Here is a 21,481-nt window from a genome sequence, read left to right as displayed (position 1 = left end):
AACTTAAAAAAACCTTAATTTTAAAGGATCAAAAGCTTTTTTAAAGCTGCATTTTTTTTGCATCTAATATTTCTTAAAAATAAAATTATCATTATGAACAAAATCCTGTTTTTCGTTTTTTTATTTATTTGCTCAATTTCAGATGCACAAAATCCTGGGTTAAACAATTCTATAATTCCGCAGCCAAATTTTTATCAATTAACGGGAGACAGCATTCGCCTCAACGGAAAAATTCAGGTTACTTTTAAGAACAATAAATTTACTCCGAAAGAATCAAAGTCGGCAGAAATTTTTGAGTCGGCTGTAAATTCAATTACAGATTCGAAAAAATCAAACTTTAAAATTGAGTTCGATACAACCGAAAAATTTCCGTCAAAAGAGGCGTATAAAGTTGAAATTTCAGCAAATAAAATTTTAGTCAGCGGTCAGGAACAAGGATTATTTTATGCTGTTCAGACTTTATTGCAGTTTTTGCCAAATGATCCTTCAAAAAAAGAAATAAAACTTCCGTGTGTAATCGTTCGAGATCAGCCACGGTACGGGTATCGCGGTTTACACTTAGATGTCTGCCGTCACTTTTTTTCTGTTGCTGTTATAAAAGATTTTATTGCACAAATGTCCAGTTATAAATTAAACACCTTTCATTGGCACTTAACTGACGATCAGGGCTGGCGAATTGAGATTAAAAAGTATCCTAAACTAACTCAAATTGGTTCAAAAAGAGCACAGACTTTAGTAGGGAATAAATTTGAAAGATCTCCGTTTTTTTTCGATGGAAATCCATACGGCGGATTCTATACTCAGGAAGAAATTAAAGACATTGTTAAGTTTGCCGAAGAGCATTATGTAAATATAATTCCCGAAATCGAAATGCCCGGCCATGCTTCAGCGGCGGTAACGGCTTACCCAAATTTATCCTGTTTTCCAGATCGAAATTATAAAGTTGTAGAATCGTGGGGTGTTTTTGAAGATGTATTTTGTGCCGGAAAAGAAGAAACCTTTACTTTTTTAGAAGATGTTTTGAAAGAAGTATTGACATTATTTCCAAGTAAAAGCATCCATATCGGTGGAGATGAATGCCCGAAAACAAGATGGAAAGTCTGTCCGAACTGCCAAAAGAGAATAAAAGACCTTGGATTGAAAGATGAGCATGAACTTCAAAGTTATTTCATCAAAAGAATTGAAAAATTTCTCAATGCAAACGGAAGGCAGATTTTTGGCTGGGATGAAATTCTCGAAGGAGGATTGGCTCCAAATGCAGCAGTGATGTCGTGGCGGGGAGAATCAGGTGGAATTCACGCTGCAAAACTGAAACATCCTGTCGTGATGACTCCGGAAGGAACGGTTTATTTTGACTATAATCAGGGATTTTCTCCGGAAGAGCCACTTACCGTTGGACGATTGAGTACTTTAGAAAAAGTATATCATTACAACCCGACACCGGCAGACAGTTTAACCGTTGAAGAACAGAAATATATTATGGGTGTGCAGGCCAATCTATGGTCTGAATATTTGACAAGTCCGGCAAAACTCAATTATATGTTGTACCCCCGATTATTTGCTTTGGCAGAAATTGCGTGGACAGAACCGCAGCATAAAAATTACGAACATTTTATTCAGAATCAGCTTCCATATCATTTAGAAAAATTAGAACGACAAGAGAGATTGTATAAAGTTCCAGTACCCTTCGGCTCGACCGAAACAGCTTTAATCGCATCAAAATATCTTTTAGATTTAAAACCAACCATCAAAAACGGAAAAATTTTCTACACCATTGACGGCTATAATCCTGATGAAACCGCAGAATTGTATATAAAACCAGTAACGATAAATATCCCAAAAGGAGAATACAGAATTATAAAAACAGTTCAGATCAGCGAAAGTGGACGAAAAAGCTCCATTAATAAAATACTGGTTCGAAATCCGGATTTAAAATCGGCTTTAGCGATAAAACCTTCTAAAAAAGGTTTAAAATTTGACTATTACACTGGAACTTTATTTCAACAAGTTCAGGATTTAGAATTAGTAAAACCTGTTACTTCAGGCATTTTTGAAGGCGTAATCAGCAGTGAAAAATGGAAGACCAAAACAGAGCGTTATATCGGTTTAAAATTTGACGGATACATTTATATTCCCGAAACCGAAAATTATACCTTTTCGACACTTTCAGATGACGGATCGAAGCTTTTTATCGACAATGAATTAATCGTCAATAACGATGGTATTCATTGGCTCAATGAAGCGCATGGAGCTGTAAAACTGGAGAAAGGTTTCCATAAATTCAACATCAGCTATTTTGATTTAACCGGAGGAACTACTTTAAGCTGTTTTATTCAGCAGGAAGGAAAAGAAAAGCAGGAAATTAGTGCTTCGCAATTGTATTATGAATAGAAAACAAAAGACGCATTCAAATTGATGAATGCGTTTTAAGGAAACTTTTTTTAACATAAAGCTTGGTTCGTTCTTTCGTCTTTGACTTATGGATTAGTAATAATAATAATTCATCGTTGTAGTATTAGACGGAGTTGTAGTGCCTGCGTAATAATATTTTTCTACAGCTTTTATAATGTTTTTATTTTTATCATAAGTGTTTTCAAATTGAACTGTAGCCGTGAGTTTATCAGAATAAGCATCATATACATTTATCTTTTTTAAATTATTCACAGATACTTGACTCCCATAGATGTATCTAAATGCATCTGGTTTTATTCCTGATAAATAATTATTCCCTTCGTCATGCTCTATTTTATAATATTCGTCAAAGAAACCCATCCCTGGTGCTTCATAACGAATTAAATTCCCATTAGAGTATTCAAATAACTCCTCATTACTGACATCTGAGACATCAGAACATACTGCATCTTCATCTCCGGTAATCGGAATATAATGTTTTATAGATGTCAGACCAGAGTTCGAATAGGTATGACTAATCCTATCGATTGAGTTTGTTACATAACCCGATTCTTTTTCTTTTCGATCAATACAAATATTAGTAATCAGTCCATTGGTATATTCCAGTGAATTCAATTGTTCTATTACATCAGAAGGACTGGATATATAATATTCTTTTAGATTCCAGCTAATCATTTTATTAGCAGAATCATAATTATATGTTGATTGGTAAAATTTCGCCTGATCTTTTACAGTTATCTTAGAAATGTTCCCAGAACTGTTATATTCATAATCAGTTGTTTTGATTACCACACCGTTTTGAATTTCTTCAATTTTTTTTATTCTGCTGGAAGATGATGGGTTTTGAGAATCATCTGATTCTGAATCACTGGAACAAGCGATTACAAAAGAAGTTAGCAACAATAGTAGTAGTTTTTTTTTCATATATTTTTAATTGATTTTACAATGCTTTTTTATTAAATAGGAAAGCATTTTTCCTTCAAATGTAAACAAAATATTAAGATTATTTATACTACAAAAAAACGCCCCGATTTGCCGGGACGTTTATATTATTCAAAGCCTGAAAGCTAATTAAATTATCCTTTTAAGCTTGCTGCTAAATACTCACGGTTCATACGTGCGATATTTTCAAGAGAAATTCCTTTCGGGCATTCTACTTCACAAGCTCCGGTGTTGGTACAGTTACCAAAACCTTCTAAATCCATTTGGTGAACCATGTTTAGTACACGCTCTGTAGCTTCAACTTTACCTTGTGGTAACAATGCGTACTGAGATACTTTTGCACCAACAAATAACATTGCTGATGAATTTTTACAAGTGGCCACACAAGCTCCACAACCAATACACGCAGCAGCATCAAATGATTTGTCTGCATCGTCTTTGTTGATTGGAATTGTATTTGCATCAATTGTATTTCCTGAAGTATTTACAGAGATAAATCCTCCTGCATGCTGAATTCTGTCGAATGAACTTCTGTCAACCACTAAATCTTTAATCACAGGGAAAGCTTTTGCTCTGAATGGCTCGATAAAAATCGTATCACCATCTTTGAACATACGCATGTGTAACTGACAAGTTGTAACACCTCTGTCCGGTCCGTGTGCTTCACCATTGATGAATAAAGAACACATTCCGCAGATTCCTTCACGACAATCGTGGTCAAATGCTACAGGTTCTTCTCCTTTATTGATTAATTGTTCGTTAAGAACGTCAAGCATTTCAAGGAAAGACATATCCGGTTCGATTCCGTCGATTGGGTAATCAACGATTCCTCCTTTATCCTGGGCGTTTTTCTGACGCCATATTTTTAATGTAAGTTTCATACCGTTTTAGTTTGAAAGTCATAAAGTCGAAAGTCGAAAGTCGCCTGACACATTTGTCTTTGGACTTTAAGACTTTGGGCTTTCGACCAAATTCTTATTTGTAGCTTCTTTGAACTAATTTAATGTTTTCGTAATTAAGAGGTTCTTTGTGTAACACTGCATCACTTGGTTTTCCTTTGTATTCCCAGGCTGCAACGTATGCAAAGTTATCATCGTCACGAAGTGCTTCTCCTTCTTCTGTCTGGTACTCCTCACGGAAGTGACCTCCACAAGATTCATTACGGTGTAAAGCATCTTTCGCAAACAATTCTCCTAATTCTAAGAAATCGGCAACACGGGTTGCTTTTTCTAATTCCTGATTAAATTCGTTAGCGCTTCCAGGAACTTTTACATCTCTGTAAAACTCTTCGCGTAAAGCAGCGATTTCAACGATAGCTTCGTTTAATCCTTTTTCATTACGCGCCATACCTACTTTATCCCACATGATTTTTCCTAATTTCTTGTGGAAATAATCTACAGAATGCGTTCCGTTATTATTGATAAATCTGTCGATTTGATCTTTAACCGCTTTTTCAGCTTCAACGAATTCCGGCAAATCTGTAGAGATTGGTCCCATTTTAATATCCGGAGCTAAGTAATCTCCGATTGTGTATGGCAATACAAAATATCCGTCAGCTAATCCCTGCATCAAAGCAGAAGCTCCAAGTCTGTTTGCTCCGTGATCAGAGAAGTTAGATTCACCGATTGAGAAACATCCCGGAATTGTAGTCATTAAGTTATAATCAACCCATGTTCCACCCATTGTGTAGTGAACCGCAGGATAAATCATCATTGGCGTAACATATGGATTTTCATCAACAATTTTCAAATACATTTGGAATAAGTTTCCGTATTTGCTTTTCACGATGTCAGTTCCCAGTTTAGTTACTAATGCTTTATCATCAGCATCCAATCCTTTTACATAAGCTGCTTCTTTTCCGTAACGTTCGATAGCGGCAGCAAAATCAAGGTAAACCGCTTCACCTGTTTTATTTACTCCAAAACCGGCATCACATCTTTCTTTTGCAGCACGAGATGCAACATCACGAGGTACAAGGTTACCAAAAGCAGGATATCTTCTTTCTAAGAAATAATCTCTTTCTGCTTCAGATAAATCAGTCGCTTTTTTCTTTCCTTCACGAATTGCCTGAGCATCTTCTAATTTTGCAGGAACCCAGATACGACCGTCATTACGTAACGATTCAGACATCAACGTCAGTTTTGACTGGTGATCTCCAGAAACCGGAATACAGGTTGGGTGAATTTGTGTGTAACAAGGATTTGCGAAAAATGCTCCTTTTTTATGAATTTTCCATGCTGCTGTTGCGTTACTTCCCATAGCATTTGTAGAAAGGAAAAATACGTTTCCGTATCCTCCTGATCCAATTACTACAGCGTGAGCAGAATGTCTTTCTATTTCTCCTGTGATTAAGTTACGGGCGATAATACCTCTTGCTTTTCCGTCAACGATTACTAAATCAAGCATTTCGTGACGGTTGTACATTTTTACTTTTCCACGACCAATCTGACGGTTCATCGCAGAATAAGCTCCTAACAATAACTGCTGACCAGTTTGTCCTTGTGCGTAAAATGTACGGGAAACCAAAGTTCCTCCAAAAGAACGGTTATCCAAAAGTCCGCCATATTCACGAGCCAATGGCACCCCTTGAGCCACACACTGGTCAATAATATTAGCAGAAACTTCAGCCAAACGGTGAACGTTTGCCTCACGTGCACGGTAGTCACCCCCTTTTACAGTATCGTAGAACAATCTGTAAACAGAGTCACCGTCACCTTTATAGTTTTTTGCAGCATTGATACCCCCTTGTGCAGCGATAGAGTGCGCACGACGAGGTGAATCCTGAAAACAAAATGCTTTTACGTTATACCCTAATTCAGCTAAAGTTGCCGCAGCAGAACCTCCAGCCAAACCTGTACCAACAATGATAATATCTAAATTACGTTTGTTAGCAGGGTTTACTAAATTAATATGATCTTTATAATTTGTCCATTTGTCCGCTATAGGACCATTTGGAATTTTTGAATCTAATGCCATTATAATTGATATTAATTATTGGTTGAAATGATGAAATAAGGCGATAATTACAAAAGCAGCAGGAACTACAACTGAGAACCAGTAACCAACTTTTGCCAAAAATCTTGAATATTTATTGTGCATCCCTACAGACTGAAGAGAAGATGCAAATCCGTGCCATAAGTGAAATCCTAAAAGGATGAAAGAAATACAGTATAATCCTGTACGAATCGGATCATGGAATTTATGAACTAATTCTCCATAATATCTTGTAGCATCCGGCTCATTACCTGCAATATATTTATAGGCAACCTCAGGAAACCAAAAATCATAAAAATGCAATCCTAAGAAAGCCAGGATAACCAATCCTGAAATAATCATATTTCTGGAACTCCATGAAGCATTTGCAGCTCCGTTGTAATTTGCGTAAGCAATTGGTCTTGCAGCTCTGTTTTGAATAGTCAGTACAAATCCCATTATGAAATGGAAAATTACTCCGATTGCCAAAACCGGTTGCATTACATATTGTATCAGCGGATTGTAACCCATAAAGTGAGATGCCTCGTTAAAAACGTCTTCACTCAAAATAGAAATAAAATTTAAGGAAACATGCAGCGCTAAAAACGTGATTAAGAATATTCCCGAAAGAGCCATTGCGACTTTCTTTAAGATGGAAGCATTCAATAGTGCAGATTGTGCCATAATTGTTTAAGTAGTTTGTTTTAAAAAATTAAGCAAAAATAGCGCAAATAGACATCAACTACAACCATTTCGTTGTTATTTATAATGATTTTAAAATAGACTACGTATACGTACTTTTACGTATAAAAAAAATGAATTACTCATTTATTTATTATAAAAATTTTCAATTATATAATTAAGTCGATTTATTTCATAAAATATGCATCCCGCAAAAAAATAACAAAAGTTTACTAAATTATTATTTTACTCCAACTTTTGACCTCTTTTCTACAAAAGTACCCCTGGGCCGGAATTTTATACTAGCAAAAAATTGCCATTCCATTCTAATAACTTTACCTTTACCGCCTTCAAAAAAAATGAGAATGAAAACAGGAATTGATGCTATTTCTTTTGATGTAGCCAACATACATTTACCCATAAAAACATTGGCGATTGCCAGAAATATAGAACCCGAAAAACTGGAAAAAGGTCTCGGATTACTAAAAATGACTTTTCCGGACGTTCATCAGGATGCTGTTGTTTTTGGAGCAAATGCTTTAACAAAACTTATTATTGACAATAAAATCAACTTAATCGAAATAAGTAGAATTTATGTGGGTACTGAAAGTGGTATCGACAGTTCAAAACCAATTGCTTCTTATCTGATTAACTTAATGGAGCAAAAGTTTGGTGAAGATGCTTTGGCAGAATGTGACGTGGTTGATTTCACATTCGCCTGTATTGGCGGTGTTGACGCTTTACAAAACTGTCTTGATTTTGTAAAATTAAATCCGGCTAAAAAAGCGATTGTCGTAACGACGGATTTTGCAAAATACGATTTAAATTCAGGCGGAGAATACACTCAGGGTGCAGGAGCTGTTGCCATGCTAATTACTTCAGATCCAAAAATTATTGCTTTTGATGATAATTGGGCAACAAGTACAAAAGGGGTTTTTGACTTTTTTAAACCGTACAGAACGATTTCAAAAGAGGCCATTACACAAAATGCAAATAACGACTCCTGGTTTGACAATTTAGAAGCCGAAATCGAAATCCACAAAGACCAGCCGGTTTTTGACGGACAATATTCCAATCAGTGTTATATGGATCGTACGCGTAACGCTTACTTTTCATTCAAGAAACTAAAAAATACTGCTGAAACATTATACAACACCTGGAACAGCATTATCATGCATCTTCCATATTCTTTCCAGGGAAGAAGAATGTTGTCTGAAATCTACGCTTTAGACAGTTCCGAAAAAATTATTGCTGATGATTTTGCACCTGCAGATTATCAGAATAAAATTAAAGAAGTTGGAAAATCGGATGAATACCGAAAATTTGTAACTGAGAAATTACAGCCTGCTGAATTGGCTTCTTCTTTAATAGGAAATCTTTATACAGGTTCTATTTTTATGGGATTATTATCGACTTTAGCTCATTTTTATGATACTAAAAAAGAAATATCCGGAACTAAATTCGGTTTCTTAGCCTACGGAAGCGGATCGAAATCGAAAGTTTTTGAAGGAACAATTCAACCGGAATGGCAATCGGCTTTAGCCAAAACCAAACTTTTTGAAAATCTGGAGGAAAGTACAGAAATTGAATTTGAGACTTACGAAAGCCTTCACAAAAAAGAACTAAAACAAAGTGTAAGGGCTCCTAAAAACGAATGGGTTTTAGACCGAATCGAGAAAGAAATTCCAACTTTGGTTGGGGCGCGTTATTATAAATGGGTGGACTAAATTCCAATATAAAAATTCCAAAAAAAACCGAAGCAGAAAAAATTCTCTGCTTCGGTTTTTTGTTTTTCAAACTTCACTGTTAGGATTGAAAAATTTTCTTACCACGGACTTTCTTCAGTTTCATCTTCAATATCGTTGCTGAAAAATTTCCCGGTTGGAGCATTTTCATCTGTTAAAGTATGTTTTACAATAAAAGATGCCGCACTTTCGACTGTTAATGGTCCGCTATGATGATTGAAATCTGTTGCCGTATATCCCGGATCAATTGCATTCATCTTAAAAGGCGAATCTTTTAACTCATGAGCAAGTGCAATGGTATAGGCATTCAAGGCCGCTTTTGATGTTCCGTAACTTGCTGTTTTGATTCCATAATATTTCCAGTCCGGATCGCTGTGCAAAGTTAAAGAAGCAAGACCCGAAGTAATATTGCTGATTCTTGGGCTTTCGGATTTTTTAAGCAATTCTAAAAATGCCTGAGTAACGTTTATTACACCAAAGAAATTGGTATCGAATACTTTTTGAATTTCTTCAATCGATGTGTCAGATGCCAGTTGCGGATTTGTCCCCAATATTCCGGCGTTATTGATCAAAATATCCAATTTTCCCTGCTCGCTTTCAATAATTTTCTTCGCTGCTAAAATTGAATTAGAATTGGTAACATCAATTTCAATGGCTTTGATGTTTTCATATCCATTCTTTTTTAACTCGTCTGCAACTTCATTTCCTTTTTCTAAATCACGGCTTCCTAAATAAACAAATAATCCTTTTTTTGAAAGCTGCTTTACTGTTTCTAAACCAATACTTCTATTAGCTCCTGTTATTAATACTGATTTCATTTTTTTACTGTTTTAAATTAACCCTACAAAGGTGATTCGTTTAAAAATGAAATCATTTGTCATTTGGCAAAAAGCAATTATCGAATGTTTTTTCTAATTCTGCTTAAAGAAGATTGTGTGATACCTAAATACGAAGCGATATAAGAAAGCGGAACACGATTGACAACGTTCGGATAAATTTTTAGAAACATCAAATAACGCGTCGTAGCATCTTCTGAAACCAGCGGACTTCTTCTTTCTACTTTTTGTATTAAAACTCTTGAAACAATTTTATTTACAATCGCCTGCCACGGAATAATAATATCCAACAGTTCTTTCCAGTCTTTTTTAGAAAAAACCAAAAGTTTGCAATCCGTAACCGCCTGCACATAAGCGTTTGAGCAAATATCATTGTTAAAACTCTCCAAATCAACCACCAGATTGTTTTCGTCAATAAAATATTTGGTGATTTCTTCGCCTTTGTTATTGTAGTAACAAACCCGAATAACACCTTCCAGAACAAAGCCAACCTGCTGTGCAATTTTTCCCGCTTCCGAAAAATACTCCTCTTTTGGAAGTTCCAATATTTTCGCTTTTTTTGTAATTAAGTCAATTTGCTGTTGGTTTAAATCACCAAACTGCAAAATGTAGTCTATAAATGCTTTCATAATGGCAAGTTAATCAAAGTTGTTTTTCCATGATTTGTCATTTGGCAAAAAATCAGATCATTTTGGATAATTCAGTTTCCAGTTTATCAAAATTCTCTTCATTTTTATCGACTACATATGGTTTTAATTTGTTGCATTCTTCAGGCGTGTCAAAAATCATTTTAAAAACAATTTTAGTTTGATTATCTGAAACCTTTTCAAATGATACTGCCACCTGAAAAAGCGGTTTTGAAAATCGTTTCCAGCTCAAAAAATCAGGTTTCTCTACTTTTAGAAATTCACATTCATTGGCATAATTACCTTTATCAGGTCCGTGCATAATAAAACTCCATTTTCCGCCGGGACGCAAATCAAATTCATTAAACGTATTGGTAAAGCCTTTTGGCCCCCACCAGTTTTTTAAATGTTTTGGTTCTGTCCATGCCGAATAAACAAGTTCTTTTGGAAAGTTTATAATTCTTGTGGATACGATTTCGTTTTCCGGTTTTGCTGAAATATTTTCTGACGCCATATTTTTATTATTTAATGAAACACAAAATCATTCATTTATAAATGAAACCATTGTGTTTAAAGTTTCTTTTTGCTGTTGCTCTCTGCTAATTGTCGCTTTGTCATCTCCTAACTGAAACCCATAATACCCAAACTGACAATGGTTTGCTCCTTCTATCTTTAGAAATTTTGTAGTTTCAGGCAATTTCGATTTGTTTTTCAAAATAGATCCTTCATCTGCCACACCGTCTTTTGAACCGTAAATTTTTAAGATTGGGATTTCAGCACTTGCCAGAGAAATATCTCTTGGATGTGAAGTTCCGATCAAGATTAGTTTGTCAATTAGTTTGGGATTTTCATATACAAACTGCGCTGCCATTTTTCCGCCCTGCGAATGTCCTGCCAGAATATAGGTTTTAGAAGTATCGTCAAAAAGATGTAAGTCTTTCGGTTTGTTATACCCTTTTGAAGCGAGACGCCATGGCATTTTTATCAAATAAATCTTCATGTTTTGATTAGCCAATTTTCGACAAAGCGGAACATAAGCTTCTGTTTCTACCATTGCTCCGGGATAAAAAATTACAACGTTTTTGAATTCTTTTTTAGGCGTAAATAAATAATAATCAGAAGCATCTTCTACATTTACCAAATCATTGCTTTGCAAAAAAGACTTGTCCACACCATCCGATTCATAAGAATAAAACAGCCAGATTGTAAACAATACACCTGTTGTAATCCAGATTGTTTTTAAAATCCTTTTTAACTTCCATCTTTTTTCTGCCATATTCGATTGATATTTATTGAGTTATAAATCTAAATGCAAACATTCAAATTTAGCATTTCTCTGAATAACTCCATAAAAAAACCGAAGCTCAATGTCTTCGGTTTTTTGTTAGCTCTATTTTAAAAAATTTTCTAATTTCCTCATTGACTAATTTTCTAATTATAAAAATCAATCTTTTTTATGCTGTTCGGTATAATTTTGATTGCTTTTAATTCTGGCATCTTCGGTATGCATTCCGTTTACCATTCCTAACATGAAGGCTGTCAGGATTACGATAATTTTTCTTTTGAGCCAATGAAAAAGCGGTTTAGATGATGCTAAACCTTTTTTATGATTGTGTTTATACATTTTAAAATGATAAATGATTAGACATTATGAATCATCTTATGCTTTGAATAGCATAATTGCTAAGGAAGAAATTCCTTAAGCGTTGTATAAACTTTTTCTGAAGTCGGTTGAAATACTATGTTCGTTTATAAAAACAGACTGCTTTATAAATGAAATTATGTTTTGATGAAGATTGTTGCAAACCTGCAAAAGAACCTTAGTCTGAAGACTGAAAACTTCTTTAAACTCAAGGCAACTTAAAAGTATTGGAAATAAAGTTTTGCCGAATGTTTTTCCACGATTGAAAACGTATAACCGAATATTCTTTAAGTCAATTTCTTTTCCTGAAGTGACATAAGAAGACTGATAATAGTCCGGAGCATTAGACTGAGAACACAAAATACCGTCGCCTGTCATCACGGCCAAAGCCAGAAACAGGGAAATCAGGTATTTTAAATGGTTTTTCAAATCTGTGTACTTTAAAACAATACAGCAAAAGTAAATTAATTTTTAAATAATTACCGCTTCTCTGTTTTCTTTTCTGTGAAGAAGCAAGACCAATCCCAAAGAAAAAATTAGGCAGCTGAGCAACATTAAAATTCCGTTTTTTAATATAAAAAATGAAATGCCTACCAAAGGAGCTCCAACAATTACCATCAAAGCACTTATTGCATGCGTTTTGATAAAATTTGCAGCATGTACCGCCAACCCTACAAAAAGCAACGATGGCCCCACAACAACAAACGGAAACAAAATAGACGGCGTATTGCTTAAATGTTCGCTCAAAGCAGTTTTTGCCCCTTCGTTGTCACCATAACTCCACATGATAAAATCGATTGTACACAATCCTACATGTGCCACAACTCCAAAGACCGTGATGACAGAAGCAACCGAATTTAATCTGTTTTTTGGAAACACATTATTGAATGACAATAGCAAACAAGCTCCAATTAAATTAAACCAATGTGCAAAATCGACCGGTTTTTTGAAATACTCGAAAGCAGCACTGTTTGAAAACATAATGTAACTCAGAACAAAAAAGAACAGTCCGATTAAGCAGATGGTTTTTGGTTTCATAAATTTTGGTTTGTTGTAAAAGACTTGTGGGTTTGGAGTTTGTTACAGGTTTTGATTTTTATTGCTTTTAGTTTACATACTTGTGGGCACGGATTGCAAATCCGCAATCGGGTTATCTGTTTTATATATGTTCCATTTATAAATTACCATACACCACAATATAATCCGCATAACCTAATTTATCGTTTACCCAGTTTATTAATTTTAGTAGAAATACTTTTTCTTTTTCATCATCAGTTTTCAAATCATTTATTTTTTCTACAATTAATCTGCAGGTTTTATTATCAAAAAAGTTATGTCCAATTTTGTCAAACTCAATTTCGATTGTCTTGTCCCACGGATTTTTTATTGGAAAAACAGACTGAAATACATCTATAACAATATCAAAATCATCTATTGCAATAAAAACGTCATTTCTTTTATTTGTTTTATAAAATTCTCCTTCTTCATTTTGAGGCCATAAAATGAATCCTATTTTTGAATCCGGATTATTTCCTGTTGAAATTACAACTGGCTTCTGATTAATTCTTTCAATGGTTTTAATTACATCGAAATTACAGATTTGATATTCTTTTCTTGCTGTTTCTTCATCGCATTCCGTCTTCTGACAAATTTCGATGATATTCTCTTTATGAAAATCCATTTCCGAAAGTGCAACATCTTCCTTATTCTTTTTAAGAAGCTGTATCGCTTTATCTAAAGGAATTAAAATTTTGGTTCTTAGTATTTTAATATTTTCGGTGTTCATAATTATTCACACATTTTCGAAAGTTCGACACTTCCGTCGAATATTTTTTTTAATCCTTCTAAATCTACTGTCCATTCTATTGTTATAAATTTCGAACAGTCATTTTTCAGGTCATCAGTCCAGTCAATTAAAATGGCCGCACCTTCTTCTTTAATTTCATCTTTAACAAATTCATATGTTTTAGCAAAATATGCAGCTCCTTCTCCTCTCAGATCAAATGATACATTTTTTGTTTTTGAAAAAACTGCACATAACGAAAGTCGTTTTCTCTCACTGGTATCAAGATTTTTTATTTTGTCTTTTTTAGTAAAAGCGTCTATTTCAAAAATTCTCGATACTACTGAATTCCTTGGGTCAGCATTTCTTTTTAAATACCTGCCCACACTTATTGGATTAAATATTCCCTTTAGTATTGATTCTTTAATGGGTTTTGCAAAAGTCAACGGCTTTATTACGTTTACATTTTCATGTTTCTTTGTCCCTGCAAAAATAGTGACCAATTGCGATTTTATATCCTCAAAACAACTACTATTTTCCATGAAAATAATAACCAATTCACCCTCTCGAAGTTCAAAAGGCGGTATAAAATATTGGTCGGTTCTTATTCCTTTACTTTCAATTAGCAGTTCTTTCATTTTTAATAAAATCAAAATCATGACAATATACAAAATCACATTGTTAAATACATTTGCAATTGTAAACAATAAATTTTCTCATGAAATTAAAACCCGCGTGAGGGATAGAGGCGGTATCTCCCGATTTAGAAAAACAAGGTTTTTTAACCGTAGTTTTTGTTAATCGGGAATAAAGCCGAAAGCCCGGCCCTTGGGACACGCCCAAAAAGATAAAAGTATTCTTCAATCAAATTATATGTCCACTACATTTGTAATTCTTTATCTACAAAAACAACCTTATAATCCAAAAAAGGTTTTAGATTTGGATTTAAATTAATAGCTATTATATCTATGACCCTTTATAGAAAAAACCTGTATTTTGTGTGCATTTCATTGTTGCTGACAGTATGTTACATTTTGTATGGTTATTTTTTTAGAAATTTTATCACGCAGCCAGACTTGCCAAAAGAATACCTGACTTATAAAAACCTTGAAAACAAGCCTGCATCAAACCACTTTGAGATTATAAAATTACCGGACGACCTGTTAAACCTCACCAATTTCTACTTTTCGCCAATGTCTGAAACGGTAGTTATACAGTCTAATAAAAATGGTTTTTCTTATGATCGCGATCCGCTTAGATTGTATTATAAATTCAACATTCAGGGAAAACTAATTGACAGCCTGATTGTAAATAGTTCTGATTACTATAAAGTCCGTAAAAAATATTTAATTTCTGAAGACAATTACATCTCGTGGATTATTGACAATGACAGCACCCGCCATAAATACACCGAATTAAATCCAAAAGCAGACTGGGATGCTGATCGCACATTTGAGGAGTTTGAACGATTGACGAAAAAAGCGAATTCTGTTTATTTTTTTAAATCTGTTTTTACAAAACACAATGGAGACACGGAAGAGTTTTTTGATAAAGCTATTTTTTTGATAGACCAAAAATGGTATGCTCTTTATGGCAAAAAAATCTATGTTTACCCGGAACCCGAAGAACAAAATGAGGAACAAAAAAAAATTATCCCTGTTTACACTCACAAGTTAAGCCAGCATGGAGATAATTTATTGCAAGTGGACGCCTATTACAATCTGATTGTAAAAAATGATACTTTGAAAATAAAACGCGAAGTTTGGAGTGACCGGTCAGATTTGGTTTATTACTGTTCGCCTATAAATCCTGAATTCTGTATAATAGAAGGTACTAATTTCATCATTAAACCAAAAAAGTAATTGATTATGAAAGTTCAAAATCCGGTACTGAAAAGTTTGTTTTGCGCCACGGCAGCTACCCTTACCTTTTTCATAATCGCCTCATCAGTAAGCGAGTCTTTCAATCAGACAATGGGAATAATCATTGGAGTTCCAATTACGTTTATTGGTACGTTTGTCTATTGCTTTTTACTCATTTTTCTGGAACAGGTAAAAGTTATTGCTCCAAACTTTGTATGCCGTTTCTCTGTTCCTTTTTCATTTTGCTGTATTGCTTCTGTTTTGTATTGCATTTTCAATGATATCGAGATTGTAGATCATTTTCAACAGTTTTCTTTTACAGCATACTGGCTGGAACTTAGCACTCCTTTTTTAGTGTTTTTTATAACTCATATAACTATTGCGGGAGTATTTAGTGTCAAATAAAAATCCCCAAACAAATAATAAAATTTTAAGAAATCAATTTTACGTTGATGGGTTAAAATATGTAATTTTGAAAATCGAAGTTCAAAAAACAAGTTATTATGAAATATCATCAAATAAATAGCAATCTTTTTGTAAAAAACCGCAGAAAATTTACGGAAGCTATGAAACCGAACAGCGTTGCTGTTTTCAATTCAAACGACATTTACCCAATTAGTGCCGACAGTACTTTGCCGTTTGCCCAGCACAGGGATATTTTTTACCTGAGCGGTGTAGATCAGGAAGAAAGTATTTTGCTTTTGTTTCCGGATGCACCTTATGAAAACCAGAAAGAAATGCTTTTCCTGAAAGAAACCAGCGAACATATCGCGATTTGGGAAGGCGAAAAACTGACCAAAGAACGTGCTTTTCAGGTTTCGGGAATCAGAACGGTTTACTGGCTGCAGGATTTTCATAAAATTTTGAACGAAATGATGACGTATGCTGATACGATGTACATCAATACCAACGAGCATTACCGAGCTGCTGTTGAAACTGAAACACGCGAAGCCCGTTTTGTAAAATGGTGGAAAGAAAAATATCCGGCACATAATGTGGCGAAAAGCAACCCGATTTTACAGCGCATTCGTTCTGTAAAAGAAAGCGAAGAAATCGATTTGATTCAGCATGCCTGTGATATTACCGAGAAAGGTTTCCGTAGATTGTTATCATTCGTAAAACCAAATGTTACCGAATACGAAATCGAAGCCGAACTGGCGCACGAATTCATTCGTAACCGCTCAAAAGGTTTTGCTTATACGCCAATTATTGCTTCGGGAAATAATGCGAACGTTTTACATTATATCGAAAACAACCAGCAATGTAAGGCCGGCGATTTGATTTTACTGGATGTTGCTGCAGAATATGCGAATTACTCCAGCGACATGACCAGAACGATTCCGGTTTCGGGACGTTTTTCTGATCGTCAGAAAGCGGTTTACAATGCTGTTTTGAGAGTAAAAAAGGAAGCTACAAAAATGCTTACACCGGGAACGCTTTGGAAACAATATCATGTTGAAGTGGGTAAAATCATGACTTCTGAATTATTAGGTTTAGGCTTGATTGACAAAGCCGATGTTCAGAACGAAAACCCTGACTGGCCGGCATACAAAAAATATTTCATGCACGGAACTTCTCACCACATGGGACTTGACACGCACGATTACGGATTGCTTCACGAACCAATGAAAGCCAATATGGTTTTCACAGTTGAACCTGGAATCTACATTCCCGCAGAAAAATTCGGAATTCGTCTGGAGGACAATGTTGTAGTTCAGGAAAAAGGAGAACCTTTTAACCTGATGCGTAATATTCCTGTTGAAGTTGACGAAATCGAAACGTTGATGAATTCATAAATAAATAAAGCCCTTAATACTTTACATATTAAGGGCTTTTAAATTTTATAAACCGGTTATTATCCGATTTTTGCTATTTGCACATCCAATTGAAATTTGCCGTCAGCTGCGTTTTCGTTGATTAGTTCAAAAAGCTCTAAAGCTCTTCTTGCGTTTTTCTCTTCTTCTCTCTGCTCAGCCACATACCACATCATAAAATCTTCTGTAGCATAGTCATTTTCAACTCTGCATTTTGCAATTACTTTATTGATTGCCTGAGTAACTGCAATTTCATTTTGCAACGCAATTTCAAATACTTCTCTCAAAGAAGCAAATTCCTGCTGCACTTCCGGAACAGATGGCGTTACTGCAATCCCTCCCATATCTGTAATGAATTTGAAAATTTTCAGAAAATGCTCTCTTTCTTCTTCCGCCTGCTTATACAAATAAGATGCTGTATTTGCATAACCATTTCTATCCAGCCATGCAGCCATAGCTAAATATTTGTTAGAAGCGTCGCTTTCTAATTTTGCCTGTAAATTCAATATATTTTCTACGCCTTCAGTTAATGACGTGCTTGTTCTTAGTAAATCTTTCATAACCTTTAATTTTTAGAACTGTAAAATTACTAAAATTAAAGAAGACAGCCCTAAATGTCTGAAAATTTGGATTTAATCTAAGTAAGAATCTAAATAAGCGCTACGTTTCCGATATTACAAAGCATCGAATGTAAATTCAGCGTAAATTTAGTTCCGTTTAGTAATTCACGAAGCTGTACTATTTCGCAGATGGTAAGATTTCTGGAAAAGTTTCTTTTAGTAGTTTCAATCAGCTGCGCATCAGCATGATCAGATAAATCATAAAGCATATCTAAAATATCGACACTATTGACCTTTCTTTGGAAAATCAAAAAATCATGAATTTTATAACTCGATACTGTATCAATAAAATTAATGATGATACTATTAGTCAAATCACACTGATAACTGTATCCTTTTTCGGTTTCAAATAATACTTTGGTGGTCAAATCACTAACTAATGCCATTCTGATATAAATTTATAACGGTGCAAAAATATATAATTTACATCAAATAAACACGTAATTAAGACTAATTTAAAATAACAAAAGCTGTTAATGTTTTTAAAATATCCTAAGAACAGAGAAAACTGTAACATTTTAAAGCATCATTAGACTTATTTTTGAAACTAAACAATTAGAAATTATGCAGGCACACGAAATAGATTATCAGATTTTTGGAGAAGAAATGCAGTATGTTGAAATAGAACTGGATCCACGGGAAATCGTCATTGCCGAAGCCGGCAGCTTTATGATGATGGAAGATAATATCAAAATGGAAACCATATTTGGTGACGGCTCTCAACAACAGGGATCAGGTTTGTTTGGACAGCTTTTAAATGCAGGAAAAAGAGTTCTTACCGGCGAAAGCTTGTTTATGACGGCATTTTTAAATCAGGGTAATACCAAAAGCAAAGTTTCATTTGCTTCACCCTATCCCGGAAAAATTCTTCCGATTGATTTAACTCAATTTCAGGGTAAATTTATCTGTCAAAAAAGTTCTTTTTTATGCGCTGCCAAAGGTGTTTCTGTTGGGATAGAATTCTCTCAAAAACTAGGTCGTGGCTTGTTTGGCGGTGAAGGTTTTATCATGCAGAAAATTGAAGGTGATGGTATGGCATTCGTACATTCGGGAGGAACAATGGCTAAAAAAGTTTTGGCGCACGGAGAAGTCCTAAAAGTAGATACCGGATGTATTATTGGTTTTACCAAAGATGTAAATTACGATATTGAATTTATTGGCGGAATCAAGAATTCCATTTTTGGAGGCGAAGGCTTATTTTATGCTACTTTGAAAGGTCCCGGAACGGTTTATATACAATCATTACCATTTTCCAGATTAGCCGACCGCATTATTGCATCAGCTCCAAGATCCGGCGGAAACAGCCGTGATGAAGGAAGCCTGCTTGGCGGATTAGGAAATCTTCTGGATGGTGATAACCGATTTTAATTTATAAAAATGACTTTTAGAAATGAAACCATTTTTATTTATGCCTAAATCACAATTGCTATAAGAAAAAATTACAACATAGTACATCCAATTGCATCCATTAAACTTAAATTTCTTATATGGTTGATCGTTTATTATCTTTGCTCTTCATACTATAAAACTCCATTTTGAAAACTCTTCTATACAAAAAAACCAAAATATCCTATACTGATTCAGGCGAAGGAACTCCAATTGTTCTACTTCACGGTTTTCTCGAAAACAAAAAAATGTGGAAAGATTATGCTACTATATTCTCTCAAACTCATCGCGTAATCACAATCGATTTATTAGGTCACGGCGAGTCCGAATGTCTGGGATATGTACATTCGATGGAAGAGAATGCAAATGTGGTAAACGGAATTTTAGAGCATTTAAATATTCAAAAAGCCATTATTGTCGGGCATTCGATGGGCGGATATGTTGGTCTGGCTTTCGCCGAATCGTATCCTGATAAAATTGATAAATTAGTGTTACTGAACTCCACATCCAAAGAAGACAGTGCAGAAAAAAAATTAAACAGAGCGCGTGCCATCAAAACAGTAAAACAAAACTATTTAACATTTGTGAGCATGTCTATCGCTAATTTGTTCAGCGAAGAAAACAGAACCCGATTAACAGATGAAATTGAAAAAGTAAAAGAGCAGGCATTAAAAACACCTCTACAGGGAATTGTAGCTTCGCTGGAAGGAATGAAAATCAGAAAAGACAGGGAAAGTCTTTTGAAACAAAATCTTTTTCCGGTTTTGTTGATTTTAGGAAAAAAAGATCCTGTTCTAAATTATGATGAAAATATATCTCAAATTGAAAATACAACTGCAAAACTCGTTTCTTTTGAAGATGGGCATATGAGTCAAATTGAGAATAAGGAGGAATTAAAAAAAGTTCTGCTGGATTTTTTCAGTAATTAAAAATCGTAAAAAAAAGACCGCTCATCAATGTGAAACGGCCTTTCTTCATTATCGGGGGCAAAATCTTAGTCGTTTTAATTCTGACATTTTGTGTCAGGTTTCTAAAAATAGTATTTTTTTAGACGCGACAAAGGTATTTGAATAAATATAACTTTTCAATGAATGACTGTTAAAAAATAACCCAAAAATAAGTTTCTACATCACTTTTGTTGATAACACATCGATTCTTTATTTTTAAAATAAACTGCACAAAAAATCTTAATAAATAATTCATATCTCATTAAAAAACAATCAGATAAACTAACAATGTTAAATTATTAATTTGAGAATTATGGCATTTCAGAAGCAAATGAATTAAAAAAGTGCAATTGCTGACAAATATCCACACTCAACAAGATCTTCCTTTTTATCGATATTATGCACTTTACCATTTTTTACCAAAACTAATCTGGTAGAAATTTTGATTACATTTTGATAATTATGATCTGTAATAATTATTCCCTTTTTCTTTGAATTTGCTTTTATCAATTCATTCACAACATCAATCATAATTGGCGACAATCCGTTATAAGGCTCATCTAACAAAACAAATTTTGAAGAATTGTAAAGCACTATTTTGATTTCTAAATAACGAAGTTCCCCACCTGACAAGTCTTTTACCTTTTTCTTTAAAACAGATGTAATGAATACATCCTCACAAAAACTTTCAATTTCCTTAGCATCAATTGACAACGAAATAGCTTTTTCAACAGATAAATAATTTGGAATAAACTGATCCTGATGTAAATAACTAATTTCATTAAACAAATAGATTGCTTTATTTTTTGAAATTCCATCAATTCGAATACATTTATTGGGAGCTTGTACAAGTCCAACAATGATTTTCAGCAAAGTAGATTTACCGGAACCGTTTCTCCCTAACAAACCAACAATTTCAGATGTTTCGCATTTTAGATATATATCTGAAAGTATTACTCTCTCAGCAATTTTTTTCTGAATTCCGTCGACTTCTAAAATATATTTTTTCAAAATAATTTCTTTATTAAAAAAATTATCAAACCAATTACTATGGTCATGAAAATAGTAAAAAGATAACTGAATACCCAGAGCTGAGTTTTAGAAATTCCATTATTATAATAAAACAAATAATCACTTTTTCGATAAAACTCTTTGAAACCAATACTCATTAAAAAACCAAAACTCAAAAACATTATAAAAAAATAATCAAAG

23 protein-coding genes are annotated in these 21,481 nt (G+C 34.2%); 7 read left to right on the top strand and 16 right to left on the bottom strand.

Annotated features, from left to right (window positions below; translation table 11 throughout):
- The first annotated feature begins 93 nt into the window (after positions 1 to 93).
- Positions 94 to 2,391, top strand: coding sequence for a family 20 glycosylhydrolase (locus DMB68_RS14715; protein ID WP_110347424.1), 2,298 nt, complete (start codon positions 94 to 96; stop codon positions 2,389 to 2,391).
- Positions 2,392 to 2,484: 93 nt separating this feature from the next.
- Here DMB68_RS14715 and DMB68_RS14710 read toward each other — a convergent pair whose 3' ends face one another.
- The 4 genes from DMB68_RS14710 to DMB68_RS14695 form a co-directional block, all read right to left on the bottom strand.
- Complete coding sequence (locus DMB68_RS14710; RefSeq protein WP_110347423.1) at positions 2,485 to 3,336, bottom strand: hypothetical protein; 852 nt, start codon at positions 3,334 to 3,336, stop codon at positions 2,485 to 2,487.
- Positions 3,337 to 3,488: 152 nt separating this feature from the next.
- Entirely contained in the window at positions 3,489 to 4,235 is a 747-nt protein-coding gene (locus DMB68_RS14705) for a succinate dehydrogenase/fumarate reductase iron-sulfur subunit (RefSeq protein ID WP_031455145.1), read from the bottom strand.
- 94 nt (positions 4,236 to 4,329) lie between these two features.
- The gene (locus DMB68_RS14700; protein WP_031455144.1) at positions 4,330 to 6,330 is read right to left on the bottom strand and encodes a fumarate reductase/succinate dehydrogenase flavoprotein subunit; all 2,001 of its coding nucleotides are present in this window, start codon (positions 6,328 to 6,330) and stop codon (positions 4,330 to 4,332) included.
- Between the two features lie 15 nt (positions 6,331 to 6,345).
- Positions 6,346 to 7,011, bottom strand: coding sequence for a succinate dehydrogenase cytochrome b subunit (locus DMB68_RS14695; protein WP_031455143.1), 666 nt, complete (start codon positions 7,009 to 7,011; stop codon positions 6,346 to 6,348).
- Between the two features lie 362 nt (positions 7,012 to 7,373).
- Between DMB68_RS14695 and DMB68_RS14690 the strand changes: the two genes are divergently transcribed.
- Positions 7,374 to 8,735 carry a hydroxymethylglutaryl-CoA synthase family protein gene (locus DMB68_RS14690; RefSeq protein WP_110347422.1) on the top strand — a complete coding sequence of 454 codons (1,362 nt, stop codon included), beginning with the start codon at positions 7,374 to 7,376 and terminating at the stop codon, positions 8,733 to 8,735.
- A 98-nt stretch (positions 8,736 to 8,833) separates the two neighbouring features.
- On the opposite strand, the gene DMB68_RS14685 is transcribed toward DMB68_RS14690, so the two are convergent.
- The 9 genes from DMB68_RS14685 to DMB68_RS14645 form a co-directional block, all read right to left on the bottom strand.
- Positions 8,834 to 9,571, bottom strand: a complete 738-nt coding sequence (locus DMB68_RS14685) for an SDR family oxidoreductase (protein ID WP_110347421.1) — start codon at positions 9,569 to 9,571, stop codon at positions 8,834 to 8,836.
- A 77-nt stretch (positions 9,572 to 9,648) separates the two neighbouring features.
- Positions 9,649 to 10,218, bottom strand: a complete 570-nt coding sequence (locus DMB68_RS14680; protein WP_031455140.1) for a Crp/Fnr family transcriptional regulator — start codon at positions 10,216 to 10,218, stop codon at positions 9,649 to 9,651.
- 52 nt (positions 10,219 to 10,270) lie between these two features.
- Positions 10,271 to 10,729: an SRPBCC family protein gene (locus DMB68_RS14675; protein ID WP_110347420.1), complete on the bottom strand. Its 459-nt coding sequence runs from the start codon at positions 10,727 to 10,729 to the stop codon at positions 10,271 to 10,273.
- 27 nt (positions 10,730 to 10,756) lie between these two features.
- On the bottom strand, positions 10,757 to 11,491 hold the full coding sequence (locus DMB68_RS14670) for an alpha/beta hydrolase (protein WP_110347419.1): 735 nt from the start codon (positions 11,489 to 11,491) through the stop codon (positions 10,757 to 10,759).
- A gap of 168 nt (positions 11,492 to 11,659) precedes the next feature.
- A complete protein-coding gene (locus DMB68_RS14665) occupies positions 11,660 to 11,839 on the bottom strand; it encodes a hypothetical protein (protein WP_110347418.1) in 180 nt (59 codons plus the stop codon).
- A 75-nt stretch (positions 11,840 to 11,914) separates the two neighbouring features.
- Entirely contained in the window at positions 11,915 to 12,286 is a 372-nt protein-coding gene (locus DMB68_RS14660; protein WP_110347417.1) for a hypothetical protein, read from the bottom strand.
- A gap of 42 nt (positions 12,287 to 12,328) precedes the next feature.
- On the bottom strand, positions 12,329 to 12,895 hold the full coding sequence (locus tag DMB68_RS14655) for a hypothetical protein (protein ID WP_110347416.1): 567 nt from the start codon (positions 12,893 to 12,895) through the stop codon (positions 12,329 to 12,331).
- A gap of 136 nt (positions 12,896 to 13,031) precedes the next feature.
- Entirely contained in the window at positions 13,032 to 13,643 is a 612-nt protein-coding gene (locus DMB68_RS14650) for a hypothetical protein (RefSeq protein ID WP_110347415.1), read from the bottom strand.
- Between the two features lie 2 nt (positions 13,644 to 13,645).
- On the bottom strand, positions 13,646 to 14,278 hold the full coding sequence (locus DMB68_RS14645) for a hypothetical protein (protein ID WP_124019437.1): 633 nt from the start codon (positions 14,276 to 14,278) through the stop codon (positions 13,646 to 13,648).
- Between the two features lie 330 nt (positions 14,279 to 14,608).
- On the opposite strand from DMB68_RS14645, the gene DMB68_RS14640 reads away from it, so the two are divergent.
- From DMB68_RS14640 to DMB68_RS14630, 3 genes are all read left to right on the top strand, one after another.
- Entirely contained in the window at positions 14,609 to 15,502 is an 894-nt protein-coding gene (locus DMB68_RS14640; RefSeq protein ID WP_110347413.1) for a hypothetical protein, read from the top strand.
- Positions 15,503 to 15,508: 6 nt separating this feature from the next.
- Positions 15,509 to 15,907 carry a hypothetical protein gene (locus DMB68_RS14635; RefSeq protein ID WP_110347412.1) on the top strand — a complete coding sequence of 133 codons (399 nt, stop codon included), beginning with the start codon at positions 15,509 to 15,511 and terminating at the stop codon, positions 15,905 to 15,907.
- Between the two features lie 98 nt (positions 15,908 to 16,005).
- On the top strand, positions 16,006 to 17,298 hold the full coding sequence (locus tag DMB68_RS14630) for an aminopeptidase P family protein (RefSeq protein WP_110347411.1): 1,293 nt from the start codon (positions 16,006 to 16,008) through the stop codon (positions 17,296 to 17,298).
- A 59-nt stretch (positions 17,299 to 17,357) separates the two neighbouring features.
- Here the strand turns inward: DMB68_RS14630 and DMB68_RS14625 are convergent, their stop codons facing one another.
- Together DMB68_RS14625 and DMB68_RS14620 are read right to left on the bottom strand one after the other, a co-directional pair.
- Positions 17,358 to 17,876 (bottom strand): ferritin, encoded by a 519-nt coding sequence (locus DMB68_RS14625; RefSeq protein WP_110347410.1) that lies wholly within the window; start codon positions 17,874 to 17,876, stop codon positions 17,358 to 17,360.
- Between the two features lie 89 nt (positions 17,877 to 17,965).
- Entirely contained in the window at positions 17,966 to 18,322 is a 357-nt protein-coding gene (locus DMB68_RS14620; protein ID WP_110347409.1) for a hypothetical protein, read from the bottom strand.
- A 178-nt stretch (positions 18,323 to 18,500) separates the two neighbouring features.
- Between DMB68_RS14620 and DMB68_RS14615 the strand changes: the two genes are divergently transcribed.
- The gene (locus tag DMB68_RS14615) at positions 18,501 to 19,304 is read left to right on the top strand and encodes a TIGR00266 family protein (protein ID WP_110347408.1); all 804 of its coding nucleotides are present in this window, start codon (positions 18,501 to 18,503) and stop codon (positions 19,302 to 19,304) included.
- 167 nt (positions 19,305 to 19,471) lie between these two features.
- The gene (locus DMB68_RS14610; protein WP_110347407.1) at positions 19,472 to 20,251 is read left to right on the top strand and encodes an alpha/beta fold hydrolase; all 780 of its coding nucleotides are present in this window, start codon (positions 19,472 to 19,474) and stop codon (positions 20,249 to 20,251) included.
- A 354-nt stretch (positions 20,252 to 20,605) separates the two neighbouring features.
- Here DMB68_RS14610 and DMB68_RS14605 read toward each other — a convergent pair whose 3' ends face one another.
- The gene (locus tag DMB68_RS14605) at positions 20,606 to 21,280 is read right to left on the bottom strand and encodes an ATP-binding cassette domain-containing protein (RefSeq protein ID WP_110347406.1); all 675 of its coding nucleotides are present in this window, start codon (positions 21,278 to 21,280) and stop codon (positions 20,606 to 20,608) included.
- Positions 21,281 to 21,481: the final 201 nt, after the last annotated feature.

The organism is Flavobacterium hydrophilum (genome assembly GCF_003202405.1).
Lineage (GTDB): Bacteria > Bacteroidota > Bacteroidia > Flavobacteriales > Flavobacteriaceae > Flavobacterium > Flavobacterium hydrophilum.
This window is presented reverse-complemented; position numbering and strand designations above follow the sequence as displayed.